A 15,632-nucleotide genomic window follows, 5' to 3' on the forward strand; every position below is an offset into this window, starting at 1 on the left:
AAATGATTGGGATGTGGGTTGTTTCAGGCCCTTTAATGCGCCAAACGTCGTTTTATCGGTGAATTCGTCCGCCATCTCAAAGATGAGTGATTCGCTTTGAGACGGCTGCTAAATGGCAGTCAGAAACTCATTCACTCAATATTGAATTTTCATTACAGCCACAAATCATAAGTGAGTGGGTGGTATTCTCACTCATATGTCGGTAGTACTCGACATCGAATCCGGTGACAAAGCAACGTACGACCAGCAGTTTGACGACAACCACACTGTGAACGACCAGCGGGTCAGTACCTGTACGTATGGTGGGGGTATGGAGAAGAAGGCCTGCCATACCTGCGATTTCTAAGTCCGTCCCGTTCTGAGACGCTTTTTTGGTGAACTACTGGGCAATAGTGCCCCGTGAGGAGAGTGTGTCCGTGAAGTGTCGTGTGTACCACTCATCTCGTGATAGTTCTGTAGAGAAGTACTGGACAGTATGAGTGTCTCCGTACCGCCGACAGCCAGTTTTCACACCGAAATAAATGCTGACATTCAGACAAGTTGTTGGAGTTCGCATAGGTTTATCATGGAGAATTAGTGTAGTTCATACGTACTATGGCAGATGGTGACAGTGAACTTGAGGCACGGTTGGTGGAGCAAGCGGAGTTCGAACCCACTGCGGAGTTCGTCGAACAGGCGAACGTGTCGGACCCCTCGATTTACGAGGAGTTCGAGGAGAACTGGCCCGAGTGTTGGGAACGGGCCGCCGAGATGCTGGATTGGGATGACGACTACGACGAGGTACTTGATGACTCGAATCCACCGTTCTACAAGTGGTTTACCGGTGGAAAGCTGAACGTCTCGTACAACTGTGTCGACCGACACGTCGAAAATGGCGAGAAAAACCGGGTTGCAATCAAGTGGGAGGGGGAACACGGCGACACGCGGACCTACACGTATCAGGACCTCTATCGCGAGGTAAACGAGTTCGCGGCCGCACTCCGGGACCTCGGCGTCGAGGAAGACGACGTGGTGACTCTCTATATGCCGATGGTTCCCGAGCTACCGATTGCGATGCTCGCGTGTGCTCGTATCGGCGCACCGCACTCGGTGGTATTCGGTGGGTTCTCTGCCGAGGCGCTCGCGACGCGGATGAACTCCGCTGACTCCCGGTATCTCGTCACTTGTGACGGCTACTACCGCCGCGGCGACGCACTCGACCACCTCGACAAGGCGAACGAGGGTCTCGATGGCGTCGACCACGGCGTCGATGCAACAGTGGTTGTCGACCGACTGGGAGACGATGGGTTCGGACACGACCTGAAGGCAAACCAGCACGACTGGGACGACCTGATGAGCGAACACGCTGGCGAGCGTATCGACCCCGTCGAGCGCGACGCCGAAGACATGCTCTTCTTGATGTACACCTCGGGCACGACCGGTCAGCCCAAAGGCGTCAAACACACCACCGGCGGCTATCTCGCCTATGCGGCGTGGACCTCACACGCCGTCTTAGACATTAAAAAGGAAGACACCTACTGGTGCTCTGCGGACATCGGCTGGATTACCGGCCACTCCTACATCGTCTATGGACCGCTGGCCCTCGGAACGACGACTGTCATGTACGAGGGTACCCCGGACTTCCCCAACCGCGACCGTCTGTGGGACATCGTCGAAAAGTACTCGGTCGACATTTTCTACACCGCGCCGACGGCGATTCGTGCCTTCATGAAGTGGGGAAGTAGGTTCCCAGAACAACACGACCTGTCGAGTCTCCGCCTCTTGGGGACAGTGGGTGAACCCATCAACCCGCGTGCGTGGAAGTGGTACTACAAGCACATCGGCAACGAGGAGTGCCCTGTCGTCGACACGTGGTGGCAGACTGAGACGGGCGGGATGATGATTACGACCCTCCCGGGAATCAAGAAGATGAAACCGGGGTCAGCCGGGCCGCCGCTGCCGGGTATCGACGCGAAAGTCGTCGATACGAGTGGGGAGCAGGTCGATGCTGGCCGAGCGGGCTACCTCACGGTCGACAAGCCGTGGCCGGGCATGCTCCGGACGCTCTACAAGAACGACGAGCGATTCGTCCAGGAGTACTGGCGGGAGTACTCTGATACCGACAGCAACGACCCAGCCGACTGGGTGTACTTCCCAGAGGACGGAGCGAAAATCGACCAGGACGAGTACATCACCATCCTTGGCCGCGTCGACGACGTAATCAACGTCTCCGGACACCGTCTCGGGACGATGGAAATCGAGTCCGCCATCGTCGGTGTCGAAGGCGTCGCCGAAGCGGCGGTCGTCGGCGGCGACCACGAGGTAAAAGGCGAGGCCGTCTACGCCTACGTCATCACAGAAGAGTCACAGACGGAAGACGACGAGATGCGCGAACGCATCATCACGGGCGTCGAAGACGCAATTGGCCCAATCGCCCGCCCCGAACAGGTCGTGTTCACGCCCGAACTGCCGAAGACGCGGTCTGGGAAGATTATGCGTCGACTCCTCGAAGAGATTGCGAACGGAGAAGAACTCGGTGATACAACGACGCTTCGGAACCCCGAAATCGTCGAATCGATTCAGCAACAGGTCGACACCGAGTAGCCACCTGCAGCCTCACCGTTCGTTTTCTTCTAACCATGCAGCGAGCGACCGCTCGTCGCGGAAATACATCCGCTCGCGAACGCCGTCGCGTTCGAGGACGACGAGCAAGTGTTTCTCTGAGAGACGAATGTCTTCACCGCTGTACGCACAGGGTTCGATTCGTTCGTCCCCGGGTCGCCACAGTCGGTGCGGAACGACGCGGACGATGGTGTCTTCCCGACCTGTCGGTGACTGGCCGGTGTAATCCGAAAGGGCCATACGTAGTTTACGCGCTCCGCGAATAAGTTATTTTCTTGTGTAGACTAAGTAGTAATATAATCTATATCGGGTGATTTTGAGGTATTCAGAGGTGTATTGTCCAGTAGCATGGCACTTATTGACAGATGAAGCGTTCTCCGCTAGACTCGACGACTACTACCACATGGGTGGCCTCGCCATCGTTGATGAGATAGTTTCACTCGTAGTACGAACTGCGCGAACGCGAGTGTAGAGACGAAGAACAAATGGTCGAAAAAGGTGAATTCGTGCGGGCGGCTTCGAACCGAGGACATCGAATGCGGACACGAGGGTTGTTTGCCGCCACGCGGTTAGTGTGAGATTTTACCCACAGTCACGGACACAAGTTGGTGGCTATAGTTGTGCAACTCCCGAGAGTCGAACTATCACCGCGAGGTCTCGTTGTTGCAGGAACACGAAAGCCCGAGCGAACTGGGGTCGTTGTTGAACCTGTCGAGCGTATCTTTCAGGGGTTCACCGTCTACTCCGCCAGCCATCCATTTCTTCTGTTTTTCTTCCTCTGCCCAGTTGGAATCGTCGAGCCAGTCTCCCGCCTTATTCTTCACCATCTCGATAGTGTGGCCCTCGAAGGGACCGCTCTTCAGTTTCCTGTCTGTACACGTCGGGTCGTCGACGGGACGGTTTCTGAGGTTCAGAATGCTGGCGAGGTAGTGCTTTCCCATGATGTTCGCCTTGTCACCCTTCGTTGGAGAGACGAGGAAGTCACGCCACCCGGAGTGAGTCATCGTGACTCCTCTGATAGTGAGGGGGTCGTCGAGTTCTAGGGGCTCCCACGCGTCCGGGTGGTTCGCCCAGAAACCGGGTGTTCTGGGACATTTCGTCGCTGCTGCGCTACCAGCGAATGCGGGGACGCCGATACCAACACCCAGCGCCGACATTGTGCCGAGTCTCAGGACGGACCGGCGTGTGGGAGTCCAGTGGTCTGTCGTTTCTTTGGTCATACGTATCAGCCACGAGCGTGGCGACCGGTTATTTGCCCTTAACGGTGATAGTTATAATTCGAACAGTCATCATTGTGTGAAATTAATCGGAGGTCAGTTCACTGTGATACTGGTTAAATTGGCACAATTCGGGAATAAATATCTATAGTCTGGTAGATATACGTGCCTGTAACTCTATCATTATAACGAGATTTCACACTCGTTGAATCGAAACACACTGGGGGACGTTCTCACGAGAAATACCAGAAATCCTGTTGTTTAACCGGCTGAAAGGACCGATTACCCGTCAATTCTGACCGTCGAGTGGCTTTCCATTGGTACGTGATTATCCCTAGAGCACGTCGTCTACTGCGTTTTTGTTTCGTATTTCTGCTGCCTATGAATGTCAAATACAACAGAATATATTGTTAATAAACACCATTGGAGTATTTTCTCAATGTTCAACGCCTACATAGGCGCTCGCGCCGGTCGTGGAAGAAGCCTACGGCGAGGACCTGAAGTTCTACCAACTCTACACCGACTACAGTTGGGGACGGACCCAGCAGGCGTCGATGAAGCAGTTCATGACGGACGTTGCGCGATGGGAGCAGGTCAAGCCCGTCGCAACACCACACGGGACCACGAACTACTCGACGTATCTCTCGGAAGCGCAGAACTCCGGTGTGGACGTTCTCATTCTGAACCTCTCGCGGTTCCCGTCACCATAACAGGGCGGTCGGTGTTCAGAATCACTGACTGTGTGACGCTGCCGAAGAGCGCCTTTCCGGCAGGTGACCGCTTGCGACCGGCGGTGACAATGAGGTCCGCGTCTTCTTCTTCGGCGAAGTCGATGATGACCTCCGCGGGGTCGCCGGATGACTCGTTCACATCGTAGTCGATTCCGTGGTCTTCGAGGTATTCACTTGCCTCCCGAACCGAGTGAATCTGTGTCGCGGACGCACCACTGGGGTTATCCGTGAAACTATGGACGAGTGTAACTTCTTTTTCGGCGGCGTCACCCGGGAGGTTTGTGACCCCTTGGACGCACGCAAGTGCGTGTTCTACGTCGTCATCGACACCGATTACCACGTGATACATACTCTCACGTCCCGGTGACAAGTCTTAGTTTTTGTGTCGAGGTTCGTACCGGTTTTCGTACCGGTTTACACCGCGTTGTCGTCGAGTTCCGACGAGACGTAGACGACGAGTACGAGCGGAATTCCGAGGACGAGTGCGATAGTTAGCGCCCCGTAGGCAGCGAATCCGATGGGTGTTGCCGGGAATGGAATTACGAACAAAAATTGGGGTGCACTGAGCTTCGGGACGAACGTCCCCGCGAGGAAGCCTGCGGTACCGGCGGCGGCGACGAGGGCGACGTATAATCCGAGAACGAATCGCTGACCGCGGACGTTCGAACTCACGATTTCAGGTCCGAACCGCACGCTGTTAGGGGTTTCCGTTCCTTTCCGCGCACCGATGCACCTTTTGCCGCACAGTCGCAAGCCATCGGTATGTCGGATACCGATATCCTCGGAATCATCCTCGGGGCCATCGCGATACTGATGTTTGTGACGGGTATTCTCCTCGTCATCTGAGAAACGCCTGTTCTCTGCAGCAGTCGTCAGTTAGTGTGAGCGGGCGCGCTCAACCCATTCTCGCGTCGTTCGGGAGTTCGTCTGAACGCCGCAAGGTTGTCTCTGAACGAAATCGACGCTGAGCGCGTTCGCTCTCGAAAACAGCGTCCGAAAGAAGTGGCCGCGAAGTCGACGAGTGTGTTCGTTACTCGTCGTCAGCCGCAGGTACCGTGTCCGCGTCAGCAATCGTTTGACCGCCGTCGGTTGCGAGTTCAGACTCTTCTTCGCCACCGTCGGGGACGGCCGTCTGCAGTTTCCGTTCGAACCAAGCCCACTCGGCGGTTTCGAGGTTGTCTTCACCGAGGTTCCATGGGTCGCCGTCCTGGACGACAGGGCCTTCGAGCCACGACTGGACGAAGTTCCAGACGAAAATCATCTGACCGGCGAGCAGGATGAGCGCGCCGATTGTGGCAATCTGGTGCAGCGTTGCGAACTGCGGCAGGTAGGTCGCGTAGCGACGCGGCATGCCACCGTATCCGAGCAGAATCATCGCGAAGAACGTCACGTTGGTCCCGATCATCGAGAGCCAGAAGTGCCACTTACCGAGCGTGACCTGGTACATCCGGCCGGTGTAGATGGGGAACCAGTAGTAGAGGCCAGCGAAGCCGGCGAAGGCGATGGCACCCATGACGATGTAGTGGAAGTGACCGACGACGTAGTAGGTGTCGTGGAGGATGAGGTCCACCGGAATCGACGCGAGGAAGACGCCCGTCACGCCGCCGAGGATGAAGTTCGACACGAAGCCGATACAGAAGAGCATCGGCGTCGTGAGGCGAATCTTCCCGTTCCACATCGTCGTGATCCAGTTGAACGTCTTCACCGCACTCGGAATCGCAATGGCGAGCGAGACGGCCATGAACGACGCACGGAGACGGGGGTCGATACCCGTCGCGAACATGTGGTGCGCCCAGACACCGAACGAGAGGACACCAATGGCGAGCGTGGAGTACACGACGAACTTGAACCCGAAGAGGCGACGGCCCGCAAAGCGGGGGAGCACGAGGCTCACGATACCCATCGGGGGAAGCACGAGGATGTACACTTCGGGGTGACCGAAGAACCAAAACAGGTGCTGCCAGAGAATTGCGCCGCCGTCGACCGAGAAGAACATCGTTCCGAAGTTCCGGTCGAGAAGCAGCATGAGAATCGCGCTACCGAGGAGCGGGAACGCGAACAGGATGAGACCAGACTGGGTGAGGACCGTCCACGAGAAGATGTCGAGGTTGGCCCACGAGACCTTCTCGTCACGCTCCGTGAAGATGGTCGCAATGAAGTTGATCGCACCCATCGTGGCCGAGACACCCGAGAGGTGCAGGCCGAGAAGCATCAGGTCCACACCGGCGTTTACCTGGTTTCCGGAGCCGGCACCGGCCGAAAGCGGTGTGTACATCGTCCAGGCCGTCTGCGCCGGAATCACGTCCGGGATGGGGAAGAACCCGGCCCAGATGAGCAGCGCCGCCGGCGGCAGGAGCCAGAACGCGATGGCGTTGATACGCGGGAACGCCATGTCGTCGGCACCAATGAGAAGCGGGATGAAGTAGTTCGAGAACGCGGCGAGAATGGGCGTCCCGAACAAAAACAGCATCGTAATCCCGTGGCTGGTGAGCAACGAGTTATAGAACGTGTTCGAAATGACCGTCGCCGCCGGGTCCGCAAGTTCGATACGCATCAGGACGACCATGAGTCCGCCTACGGCGAATGCGACGAGCGCGTACGCGCCGTAAAGTATCCCGATGTCCTTGTGGTCGACCGTTGTTAACCAACGGATGACCCCGGATGGTTTCTCTTCCGAGACGTACTGCTCTGCAGTACCACCGACGGTTCCACCGCCCGCGAGCGGGGTGTACGACCGCCAGTCTTCGACCCGCGCGAGCCACGCGGCGACGGCGATGAGGAAGACCCCCATGAGCACCGTCAGTGCTAACTGTCCGTTAACCTCCATGGATGTGCCTGAGTAGTGCAGGGTAATGAAAGATTCGGGACCGCCCTGCGATTCGAGGTGTTTTAAGCCGTCTCTTCCGCCGCTTCGACTGCGTCCGCTTCGTTAGTTTCTTCCAGTTCGGCGGCTTCCGCCGCTTCCTCTTCGTGGAGCGGGCCGACGCCGGGGACCGTCGCTTGGCCCGGCGGGTAGACGGTTCCGGACTGCTCCGCGCCAACGATTGCTTTCCCCGAGAGGTACGTGAGCACCGCCAAGAGAACAAACGGCGTGACGAGGAGTCCGTACTGAAGTCCTGAAGCGAGCGATTCGAACCCGAACGGGTTGACAAGAGCGAAAGCCACCACGAAAAACAGGATGATGACTAACGGCACCATGTTGACCGTCAAGTCGAGGATGGTGTCCTTGTCGAACGTCTTGGTTCCCATATCGAGACACTGGGGGACGCCGTTCAAATAGATTGTTGGTTTCTCGTTCGACTGACGGCGACCACTACGTAAAGTTAAGCTTAGATGTCCTGTCGCTGCTCACGGACGAACAACTCGAAGACTACGCCGCCAAAGACGAGCAATGCCGCCGCAGTAATCACTGCGTACCCACGTGCGACGAGGTTGATGTCGGTGAACGCCAGTGCCGCCCCGAACCCAAACAAGATGACGGAAAACCCAATTAATGCCCGCATTGTGGACCCAACGTATCCGGATTCGCTGAGCATGCCGACGACACTTCCTCCGAACAAGAGGAGGCCTCCGACGGCGAGCGGGAACAGGCCGAAAAGGAGACCCAATTCGGAGATAGGGATACCGAGTGCGATGAACACTGGCCACGGACTGGCCGTGCGGTACTGGTCGGAGAGTCCCGGCGCTTCGTCCATACAGGGCCGTTGGGCTGTGTCGTAACAAGCCCTTCGGAACGGTGGCTACCGGAGTGAGATACCCTGACGGGTGAGAAAGTCGCTCACCGCCCGAATCTCGACCGGACTCCCGATAATTCGGCACAGTTCTTCAGTTTGGGCATGGATAGTAACGACGAACTCGGCTTCGATCTCGTCGCGTATACTATCCAGAAGCGCGCACGGAAGCACGATTTGGGTGCTATCGCGGAGCGTCCTGGGGTCCGGCATCGGTCTTTATCGGGCGGTCGGATGCGTTATGTATAATCGTGCCGATATTTTTCGGCGCACGCGTATGAATTAATCCCATTTTCCTCACGTCGATGATGGCTAAACGGCCGATAGTGTCGAAGTTTGTCGGTACGTGTTCGGTTTTTTCTTCCGGTACGAATCTGCGGGTCGGAAGGAAAGGGTTTTTCGACGGACGCGGCGGAACTGTTAACGATGGGACTGGAGGAGGAGATCGAAGATATCCGCGAGGAGATATCTAATACGCCGTACAACAAGTCGACTGAGGCGCACATCGGTCGGCTCAAGGCGAAACTCGCGGAACTGAAAGAGAAACTCGAAAACCAGAGTTCAGCCGGTGGCGGCCAAGGATACGCCGTCGAGAAAACCGGCGACGCGACAGTCGCACTGGTCGGATTCCCCAGCGTGGGTAAGTCGACGCTCATCAACGCGCTCACCAACGCGGACAGTGAGACCGGCGAGTACGAGTTTACGACGCTCGACGTGAACCCGGGAATGCTGAAGTACAGAGGTGCGAACATCCAGATACTGGACGTTCCCGGCCTCATCGAAGGCGCTGCCGGTGGCCGTGGTGGCGGTAAGGAGGTTCTCTCTGTCGTCCGCACCGCCGACCTCGTCGTCTTCATGCTCTCGGTGTTCGAGATAGAGCGTTACGAGCGACTCCAAACGGAACTCTATAACAACAAGATTCGACTGGATACGTCGCCGCCGAACCTCTCTATCACGAAGCGAGGAAAAGGCGGGATTCGAGTGACGAAAAGCGACAGCGTCGACCTCGAAGAGGACACGATAAAAGGGATTCTCCGCGAGCACGGCTTTGTCAACGCCGAAGTGACGCTCCGCGGTGAGACGACCATCGACGAGCTCGTCGACGGTATCATGAAAAACCGCGTCTACCTGCCGTCTATCGTCGCCGTCAACAAGGCAGACCTCATCGATAAGGACTACCTCCCGACGGTCGAGGAGAACCTCCGCGAGGTCGGTCTCGACCCCGACGAAGTGACGTTCATCAGCGCCGAAGCCGAAAAGGGACTCGACGCACTGAAAGACGAGATTTGGGAGGCGCTCGGCCTTATCCGAATTTACATGGACAAACCCGGACGCGGCGTCGATTACGAGGAACCGCTTATCCTCCGCGAAGGAGACACAATCGACGACGCGATTCACAAGTTAGGGGCCAAACTCGACGAACGCTTCCGGTTCGCTCGCGTCTCTGGGCCAAGTGCGAAACACGACGACCAACAGGTCGGGCGTGACCACGTACTGGCGGACGAAGACGTGCTTCGCATCATCGCCCAGCGGTGACGACTAATCCGTCGGAACAATCCAACGCACGTGTCGTTCGACGGTACACCGAACTACTCCTCGTCTTTGTCCTCGGGTTCGTCCCCTGGTCCGTTCAGACGTTTGCGACTGGCTCAGCAACGCTGCTTTTCCCCTGGGGACTCGTTACGCCGTCCACGCTGAGCGTCACAACGGTTATCGACTTCCTCTTTCGCTTCACGGTTGGACTCCCCGACTACATCCTCGCGTGGCCTCTCGGCGTCGTCTGTTATCTCGTCTCGCTTGGGAGCGTCGTTTCCGGGTACGTCTTCGGACGTTCAGATATTCGAATCACGGTCGCCGGTCTCGTACTCGCAGGCGTGACGCAACTAGAGGTCGCTCGCGGGTTTTCCGTTCAACCGGGTCGAACTGCGTGGCCGGTCGGGACACTCGCTTTGTGGGCTGTTGCAGCCTACCTCTATCGGTCGCACACGGTTGCGTCGGATTCGTAATCGACGGTTAATGTGAGACCCACGCGCGGGTACGCGAGTTTCTCACTACGTTGTCACCGTACGTTTTGAGTCCAAAGGAAGACGCAGACGACAGGATGAAACTGGCTGAAAGCAAGCGGCTAAGATAAAACAGGTGACCAAGCCCCAGCGACACGCTTCAGTCGTCTGCGACAGCCTCGGGTCGGTAGCCCCTACTGACGATTTTCCACGTTCCCGTCCGGAAGCGATAGTAGTTCAACGTTGCTGGAATCGTTGTCTCGGCGACGAACGCCAGATAGAGTCCGGTGATTCCGAGTGAAGTCACAGACCCGATGTACGTGAGCGGAATCGAACAGAGGAACATGCCGACGAACTGGCTTCCGAACGTCCACGCGGTGTCTCCGCTGGCGTCGAGCGGCCCCGCTGCCCCGCCGGAGACTCCCTGTAAGATGACGGCGAAACAGGCGACGTACACCAAGTTGACGGCAATCGGCACCGCTGGGTCGCTTGCATTCTTGACGAACCCGAGGACAATCGGGCGGGCAAACAGAGCGACGAGAACCGCGGAGACGACGTAGGTCGCCACGGCGAATCGAATCACCTCCCGTCCGTAGGATTCGGCGGTCTCTTCGTCATCTTTGCCGAGTGCCTGTCCGACGAGGCTCGAAGATGCTAGTCCGAAGCCCCATCCGGGTGTGTTCATCAGCCCCCAGATACGCCGGACGATGACGAACGCCGCAACCACATTCGGACCGAAGCTATCGAGGATGGCGAGCATCGGGAACTCCGCGACGGTCCAGACGAGTCCTCGACCCATTACGGGAACACCGATTGTAATGAGGTCGACGAGGGTACTGAAATCAAGAAATTCGCCGAAGGGGTCGATGGTGACGGGGAACTCGCCGACGCCTGGAAGCGACCCTTGTGAGAGTCCGATGATGAACGCGCTAGTGACGACAACGTTGGAGAGAACCGTCCCGAGTGCTGCACCTTTGACGCCCAGATTGAGGCCGAAGATGAGTACTGCGTTGAGACCAATGTTCACGACTGCGCCGCTCGCGCGAAGAATCATCGCCGTGTATGCGTCGTCGGTCCCGACGAGCACGCGACTGCCAATGAGATTCAGTCCGGCGAATGGAACGCCGAGACCGACGATTCGGAGGTAGGTTGCCCCGAGTTGGATAGCCTCGGTGTTGTTGCTCAAAAGTGAAATCAGCGCTGTCGGATACAGCCAAAAGACGGCCGTGACTGGCAGCGTTACAATAACGGTGAGAAGCACGCTCGACCGAACTGCAAGTCCCAGTTCATCAATCGCGTCTGCGCCGAAGCGTTGCGAGACGAGCGCGATAGTCCCGCCAGCGATGCCGCCGCCGAGGGCGAATGCGAGTCCCCAATACGGTCCGGCGAACCCGACCCCAGTAATTGCAACTGTTCCCGATGCGATACCAACCATCGCCACGTCGACAGCGTTCTTCGACATGCGGGCGATACCGGTGACGATGCGGGGCCACGCGAGGTCGACAGTCCGGACTGCACGCTCACGGTTAAGCAGGCCAACTCGGGAGAGCGCGAGTCCGATACCAAGGATGAGGAGTCGGACAGGGTTGGGGACCGGGAGCACAGCCGAATCGTAATCGCGCTGAGTACTTATGCGACACGTAACGAACTAAATCCCTGGGTAAACACCCCGTGCCAACCATGGACGGGGAGTTCCGCGTTCGGTACGCTTTTTCGCCAGTGCGTCACACCTGTTGGGTATGTCCGGAACTCTCGACCACGTAATGCTCCGTGTCGAAGACCTCGAGGAGGCGCTCGACTGGTATACGGCCCACCTCAATTACGAGGAGAAAGGTCGCTGGGAAGCCGATACGTTCACCAACGTCTATCTCGGTCCCGAAGACCTCCACGAGGAGGGTGCCGTCCTCGAACTCACCTACAACCACGGTGACCACACCTACGAGATGGGAGATGCCTGGGGACACATCGCCGTTCGCGTTCCCGAAGACGAACTCGAATCGTCGTACCAGCAGCTCATGGACGAAGGCGTCGACGACTACCGCGACCCTGAGTCCTGCGGCGGCCGCTACGCGTTCGTCAAGGACCCCGACGGGCACGAAGTCGAAATCGTCAAGCGAGACCACGGTGCCAAGTGGAGTCTCGACCACACGATGGTTCGCGTCGAAGACGCCGACGAAGCACTCGGCTTCTGGACTCGAAAGTTCGAGTACGAACACACCGGTCGCTGGGAGTCAGACACCTTCGCAAACTACTTCGTAAAGCCCGAAGGCGCAGCAAAGGAGGCGATGGCGGTCGAACTCACCTACAACTACGACGGCCGAACCTACGATATGGGCGACGCGTGGGGACACCTCGCTGTGCGCGCTGACGACCTCCACGAATACTGGGAGACGCTCATGGAGCGCGAAGCGGAAGAGTACCGTGACCCCGAATCTTGCGACGACATGTTCGCATTCACCAAAGATCCAGACGGGCACGAGATCGAAATTCTCCCCGACGACTTCGAGACGCCGGAGTAAATGTTCAACCACTGGTAACTTCTCGAAGCTAATATTTTATTGACAACTCTCAGTTCGTGACGCTCCGGCTACTAAGACATTCCACAAAGTATTTACCGTGTCTCCCGTGACTCGGTTTCGTACCCCTACCCAAGGTGATCTCAGCGAGTAATCCCTAGCCCGTTCCTACCCCCGGGCCTGTGGGCAGAAAGCTATTTCGCCACTTGTAGATCCATCTATAACAATGACAAGCAACAAACAAATCCGCGCGGTCCTGCTCGCTGCGCTGATGGTATTCTCGGTTTTTGCCGGGTCCATCGCGTTCACGGGTACGGCTGCTGCGACTGTTACTGACGTTTCCGTTGGCAGTGACACCGTTGAAGCTGGTTCTTCAGCTTCTGTCTCGGTGTCTCTCACTGACGACGGCAGCTCGGGTGATTATACCGTTTGGCTCGACGACGGTGACGGCGTTTTCGAGTCCGGTGAAATCAATGAAACCGCCTCTTCGACCACCATCGACTTCGACCTCGCTGAAGCGGAGGCTGGTGACTACAATGTCTCCGCCTACCAGGGTTCCACCACGCCTGGTTCGACGGTCGCTGATGAGAACGTGTCTCTCACCGTCACGGCCTCCGAAGCACCGCAGGTCACCTCGGCGGTTCACTACGACGACGGTACGCCCGTGGTCGAAGTTGCCTTCGACGAGACGGTCACCGTCAACGACCTGAACGTCACGAAGGGCGACTCGAACCTGACGCAGAGCATCTCCAAGAACAAGGGTCAGCTCGTCGCCACGCTCTCGCAGGTCTACACGGACGACCTCGAAGTCGAATACGACGTGACGGACACCTCCGGTAACTCGGTCTCCGGCACGGAAGATGTCACCTTCGCGCCCGTTTACGTCGCCAACAACTCCAACAACACGGCGTACAAGGGCTCGAAAGTCGCAGTCCTCACCGACTCGACGGGCGTTTCCGTCGAAGTCGAGGGCACTAGCGACGACAACAACTACCAGTTCGCTGGTTCCACTGGCGATCACAGCCAGGTCTTCATCTTCGACACCAACGGCAAGGAAATCGACTCCTACGACTTCAACATCGGTGGCAACGAGTCCGCCGCTGAAGTCGACGTCCGTGACCTCGGTCTCGATGTCTCCATTGACGACCTGAACATCACCACCGCCGACAGCCTCGAAGGTACGGCCTCGGCTCACGCCGGCGACCGCACCATCGACGTCGTCGCAATCGACAGCGACGGTGACGAGGTCGACGGTACGGAACAGACCATCACGCTCGACGGCCAGGGTGAAGCTGACTTCAACCTCAGCACGCTCGACGCTGACGACTACACGGTCGAAGTGACTGACGCCTACTCGGGCGTCTCTGTCGAGTCCGACACGGTCTCCGTCACGAAGGCCAAGGACTCCACGTCCGACTTCACGTCCACCGTGGTCAACGAACAGGTCGGCGACATCGCCGAACTCAACGTCACCCTCGAGGGTACTGACACCGCCACCATCACGGTCGGCGACAACGACCTCGGTTACAGCGCGAACGTCACCGTCGAAGACGGTAACGACGACGGCGTTGTCACGCTCCTCTTCAACACGTACGAACCGAAGAAGTCGTCCTCGTTCGACGTTGAAGACAGCGACGACGAATACACGGTCGACGACATCACGACGGAGATCCCAGAAGGCGATCTCCTCGACGCTGGTGACTACGGCCTCGAAGTCGCAACCGGCAGCGACGCCGACAACGTTGCGACGCTCGTCCTCGAAGACCGCAGCACGGACAGCCAGACGGTCTGGACGGCCCCAACGGGCGAAGACCTCTCTGACTCCGAAGCTGTCTACGAGGCAATCGAGAACGAGAACCTGACGGAATCTGACGCTGTCGCCAACGGCGACATCGTCGTCCACCAGATCAGCGCGACGGGTCTCGAAGGCGCCTTCGACGTGAAGGACTTCGACACGCTCAACGGTACCGAGTTCAACCTCACCGTCGAACAGACGAACCCCGGTCCGAACCGCGACCCGAAGGTCCTGGGCATCAACGGCTCCAGCGCCACGGTCATCGCTGACGGCGAGAACGACACGTACTTCATCGTCTACGATCTGGACGACGTCTCTGCCTCGCGCACGGACAACTACGACGGCAACGCCGACCAGCTTACTGTTGAGGACGAGGACGCGTTCAACGCGACGTTCCACGTCATCGCGGACGGCAACCTGACTGACTCCGACGACGGCGAGTCCACCTCTGCCGAATTCGAAGTCGTCAAGCCGGAACTCAACCTCGACAAGGACGAATTCAGCGTCCAGAATGCTGCCAACCAGAGCGTCTCGGGCACGGCATCTGTCTCCCCCGGTACGGCTCTCACGGTCCGCGTGAAGTCCGACGGTGACACGCAGCCGCGCTTCCTCAAGACGTCTACGGCCTACGTCCAGGCTGACGGCTCGTTCTCCTCCGTGTTCGACTTCTCGGAGCAGAACCTGAACGACACCTTCGAAGTGACCGTCTCCGTCGACAAGGGCGTCGCTGAAGATGCCACCGCTGACGGCATCGTCGGCGCTGTTGCAGAGACGACCACCGAAGAGAACACCACGGAATCCACGGAAACGGCAACCGCGACTGAAGAGCCGACTACCGAGGAATCCACGGAAACGGCAACTGCGACCGAAGAGTCGACTGAGGAAGCCACCGAGGAAACCACCGAATCCAGCACGCCTGGCTTCGGTATCTCGGTTGCCCTCGTCGCACTCGTCGCCGCTGCGCTCCTCGCAGTCCGCCGCGACTAAACACCGTTAACTAACTACCGGGTTCTACCCGGTCCCCTCAACTTTCTTTAT

15 protein-coding genes and 1 pseudogene are annotated in these 15,632 nt (G+C 57.9%); 7 read left to right on the plus strand and 9 right to left on the minus strand.

From position 1 onward, the window contains the following. Positions 1 to 196 precede the first annotated feature (196 nt). Together HFX_RS19590 and acs are read left to right on the plus strand one after the other, a co-directional pair. Positions 197 to 346, plus strand: a complete 150-nt coding sequence (locus HFX_RS19590) for a hypothetical protein (RefSeq protein WP_155844686.1) — start codon at positions 197 to 199, stop codon at positions 344 to 346. 248 nt (positions 347 to 594) lie between these two features. Then, positions 595 to 2,583, plus strand: coding sequence for an acetate--CoA ligase (acs, locus tag HFX_RS04215; RefSeq protein WP_004057360.1), 1,989 nt, complete (start codon positions 595 to 597; stop codon positions 2,581 to 2,583). Positions 2,584 to 2,595: 12 nt separating this feature from the next. Here the strand turns inward: acs and HFX_RS04220 are convergent, their stop codons facing one another. Next, positions 2,596 to 2,841: a hypothetical protein gene (locus tag HFX_RS04220; protein ID WP_004057359.1), complete on the minus strand. Its 246-nt coding sequence runs from the start codon at positions 2,839 to 2,841 to the stop codon at positions 2,596 to 2,598. Positions 2,842 to 3,245: 404 nt separating this feature from the next. Further along, positions 3,246 to 3,821: a hypothetical protein gene (locus HFX_RS04225; protein ID WP_004057357.1), complete on the minus strand. Its 576-nt coding sequence runs from the start codon at positions 3,819 to 3,821 to the stop codon at positions 3,246 to 3,248. A gap of 455 nt (positions 3,822 to 4,276) precedes the next feature. On the opposite strand from HFX_RS04225, the pseudogene HFX_RS04230 reads away from it, so the two are divergent. Next, a pseudogene (locus HFX_RS04230) lies at positions 4,277 to 4,504 on the plus strand (ABC transporter substrate-binding protein); the annotation flags it as partial. On the opposite strand, the gene HFX_RS04235 reads toward HFX_RS04230, so the two are convergent. The 6 genes from HFX_RS04235 to HFX_RS04260 form a co-directional block, all read right to left on the minus strand. Then, positions 4,494 to 4,898 carry a universal stress protein gene (locus HFX_RS04235; protein WP_004057353.1) on the minus strand — a complete coding sequence of 135 codons (405 nt, stop codon included), beginning with the start codon at positions 4,896 to 4,898 and terminating at the stop codon, positions 4,494 to 4,496. The pseudogene HFX_RS04230 and the gene HFX_RS04235 overlap by 11 nt on opposite strands. A gap of 65 nt (positions 4,899 to 4,963) precedes the next feature. Further along, positions 4,964 to 5,221 carry a DUF7520 family protein gene (locus tag HFX_RS04240; protein ID WP_179955359.1) on the minus strand — a complete coding sequence of 86 codons (258 nt, stop codon included), beginning with the start codon at positions 5,219 to 5,221 and terminating at the stop codon, positions 4,964 to 4,966. 358 nt (positions 5,222 to 5,579) lie between these two features. Further along, the gene (locus HFX_RS04245) at positions 5,580 to 7,340 is read right to left on the minus strand and encodes a cbb3-type cytochrome c oxidase subunit I (RefSeq protein WP_014732198.1); all 1,761 of its coding nucleotides are present in this window, start codon (positions 7,338 to 7,340) and stop codon (positions 5,580 to 5,582) included. 98 nt (positions 7,341 to 7,438) lie between these two features. Next, on the minus strand, positions 7,439 to 7,798 hold the full coding sequence (locus HFX_RS04250) for a DUF6684 family protein (RefSeq protein ID WP_004057348.1): 360 nt from the start codon (positions 7,796 to 7,798) through the stop codon (positions 7,439 to 7,441). An 80-nt stretch (positions 7,799 to 7,878) separates the two neighbouring features. Beyond that, positions 7,879 to 8,244, minus strand: coding sequence for a DUF7541 family protein (locus HFX_RS04255; RefSeq protein ID WP_004057347.1), 366 nt, complete (start codon positions 8,242 to 8,244; stop codon positions 7,879 to 7,881). A gap of 45 nt (positions 8,245 to 8,289) precedes the next feature. Then, on the minus strand, positions 8,290 to 8,493 hold the full coding sequence (locus HFX_RS04260) for a VNG_1110C family protein (protein ID WP_004057346.1): 204 nt from the start codon (positions 8,491 to 8,493) through the stop codon (positions 8,290 to 8,292). A gap of 213 nt (positions 8,494 to 8,706) precedes the next feature. On the opposite strand from HFX_RS04260, the gene HFX_RS04265 reads away from it, so the two are divergent. Beyond that, positions 8,707 to 9,816 (plus strand): OBG GTPase family GTP-binding protein, encoded by a 1,110-nt coding sequence (locus HFX_RS04265; protein WP_004057345.1) that lies wholly within the window; start codon positions 8,707 to 8,709, stop codon positions 9,814 to 9,816. Then, positions 9,813 to 10,286: a TIGR04206 family protein gene (locus HFX_RS04270; protein ID WP_004057344.1), complete on the plus strand. Its 474-nt coding sequence runs from the start codon at positions 9,813 to 9,815 to the stop codon at positions 10,284 to 10,286. The genes HFX_RS04265 and HFX_RS04270 overlap by 4 nt, the downstream gene beginning before the upstream one ends. Positions 10,287 to 10,443: 157 nt before the next feature. On the opposite strand, the gene HFX_RS04275 is transcribed toward HFX_RS04270, so the two are convergent. Further along, entirely contained in the window at positions 10,444 to 11,886 is a 1,443-nt protein-coding gene (locus HFX_RS04275) for an MATE family efflux transporter (RefSeq protein ID WP_004057343.1), read from the minus strand. Between the two features lie 136 nt (positions 11,887 to 12,022). Between HFX_RS04275 and HFX_RS04280 the strand changes: the two genes are divergently transcribed. Continuing rightward, positions 12,023 to 12,802 carry a VOC family protein gene (locus HFX_RS04280; RefSeq protein WP_004057341.1) on the plus strand — a complete coding sequence of 260 codons (780 nt, stop codon included), beginning with the start codon at positions 12,023 to 12,025 and terminating at the stop codon, positions 12,800 to 12,802. A gap of 223 nt (positions 12,803 to 13,025) precedes the next feature. Continuing rightward, positions 13,026 to 15,581, plus strand: coding sequence for an ArtA-dependent S-layer glycoprotein (locus HFX_RS04285; protein ID WP_004057339.1), 2,556 nt, complete (start codon positions 13,026 to 13,028; stop codon positions 15,579 to 15,581). Positions 15,582 to 15,632 lie beyond the last annotated feature (51 nt).

It is taken from the genome of Haloferax mediterranei ATCC 33500, from assembly GCF_000306765.2.
In the GTDB taxonomy this organism is placed as follows: Archaea; Halobacteriota; Halobacteria; order Halobacteriales; family Haloferacaceae; genus Haloferax; species Haloferax mediterranei.

Bases quoted from the DNA above. Each gene is read 5' to 3' on its own strand.
- HFX_RS04260 (WP_004057346.1), bottom strand. From the start codon at position 8,493: ATGCCGGACCCCAGGACGCTCCGCGATAGCACCCAAATCGTGCTTCCG.
- HFX_RS04265 (WP_004057345.1), top strand. From the start codon at position 8,707: ATGGGACTGGAGGAGGAGATCGAAGATATCCGCGAGGAGATATCTAAT.
- HFX_RS19590 (WP_155844686.1), top strand. From the start codon at position 197: ATGTCGGTAGTACTCGACATCGAATCCGGTGACAAAGCAACGTACGAC.
- HFX_RS04245 (WP_014732198.1), bottom strand. From the start codon at position 7,340: ATGGGGGTCTTCCTCATCGCCGTCGCCGCGTGGCTCGCGCGGGTCGAA.
- acs (WP_004057360.1), top strand. From the start codon at position 595: ATGGCAGATGGTGACAGTGAACTTGAGGCACGGTTGGTGGAGCAAGCG.
- HFX_RS04285 (WP_004057339.1), top strand. From the start codon at position 13,026: ATGACAAGCAACAAACAAATCCGCGCGGTCCTGCTCGCTGCGCTGATG.
- HFX_RS04235 (WP_004057353.1), bottom strand. From the start codon at position 4,898: ATGTATCACGTGGTAATCGGTGTCGATGACGACGTAGAACACGCACTT.
- HFX_RS04280 (WP_004057341.1), top strand. From the start codon at position 12,023: ATGTCCGGAACTCTCGACCACGTAATGCTCCGTGTCGAAGACCTCGAG.
- HFX_RS04225 (WP_004057357.1), bottom strand. From the start codon at position 3,821: ATGACCAAAGAAACGACAGACCACTGGACTCCCACACGCCGGTCCGTC.
- HFX_RS04220 (WP_004057359.1), bottom strand. From the start codon at position 2,841: ATGGCCCTTTCGGATTACACCGGCCAGTCACCGACAGGTCGGGAAGAC.
- HFX_RS04255 (WP_004057347.1), bottom strand. From the start codon at position 8,244: ATGGACGAAGCGCCGGGACTCTCCGACCAGTACCGCACGGCCAGTCCG.
- HFX_RS04250 (WP_004057348.1), bottom strand. From the start codon at position 7,798: ATGGGAACCAAGACGTTCGACAAGGACACCATCCTCGACTTGACGGTC.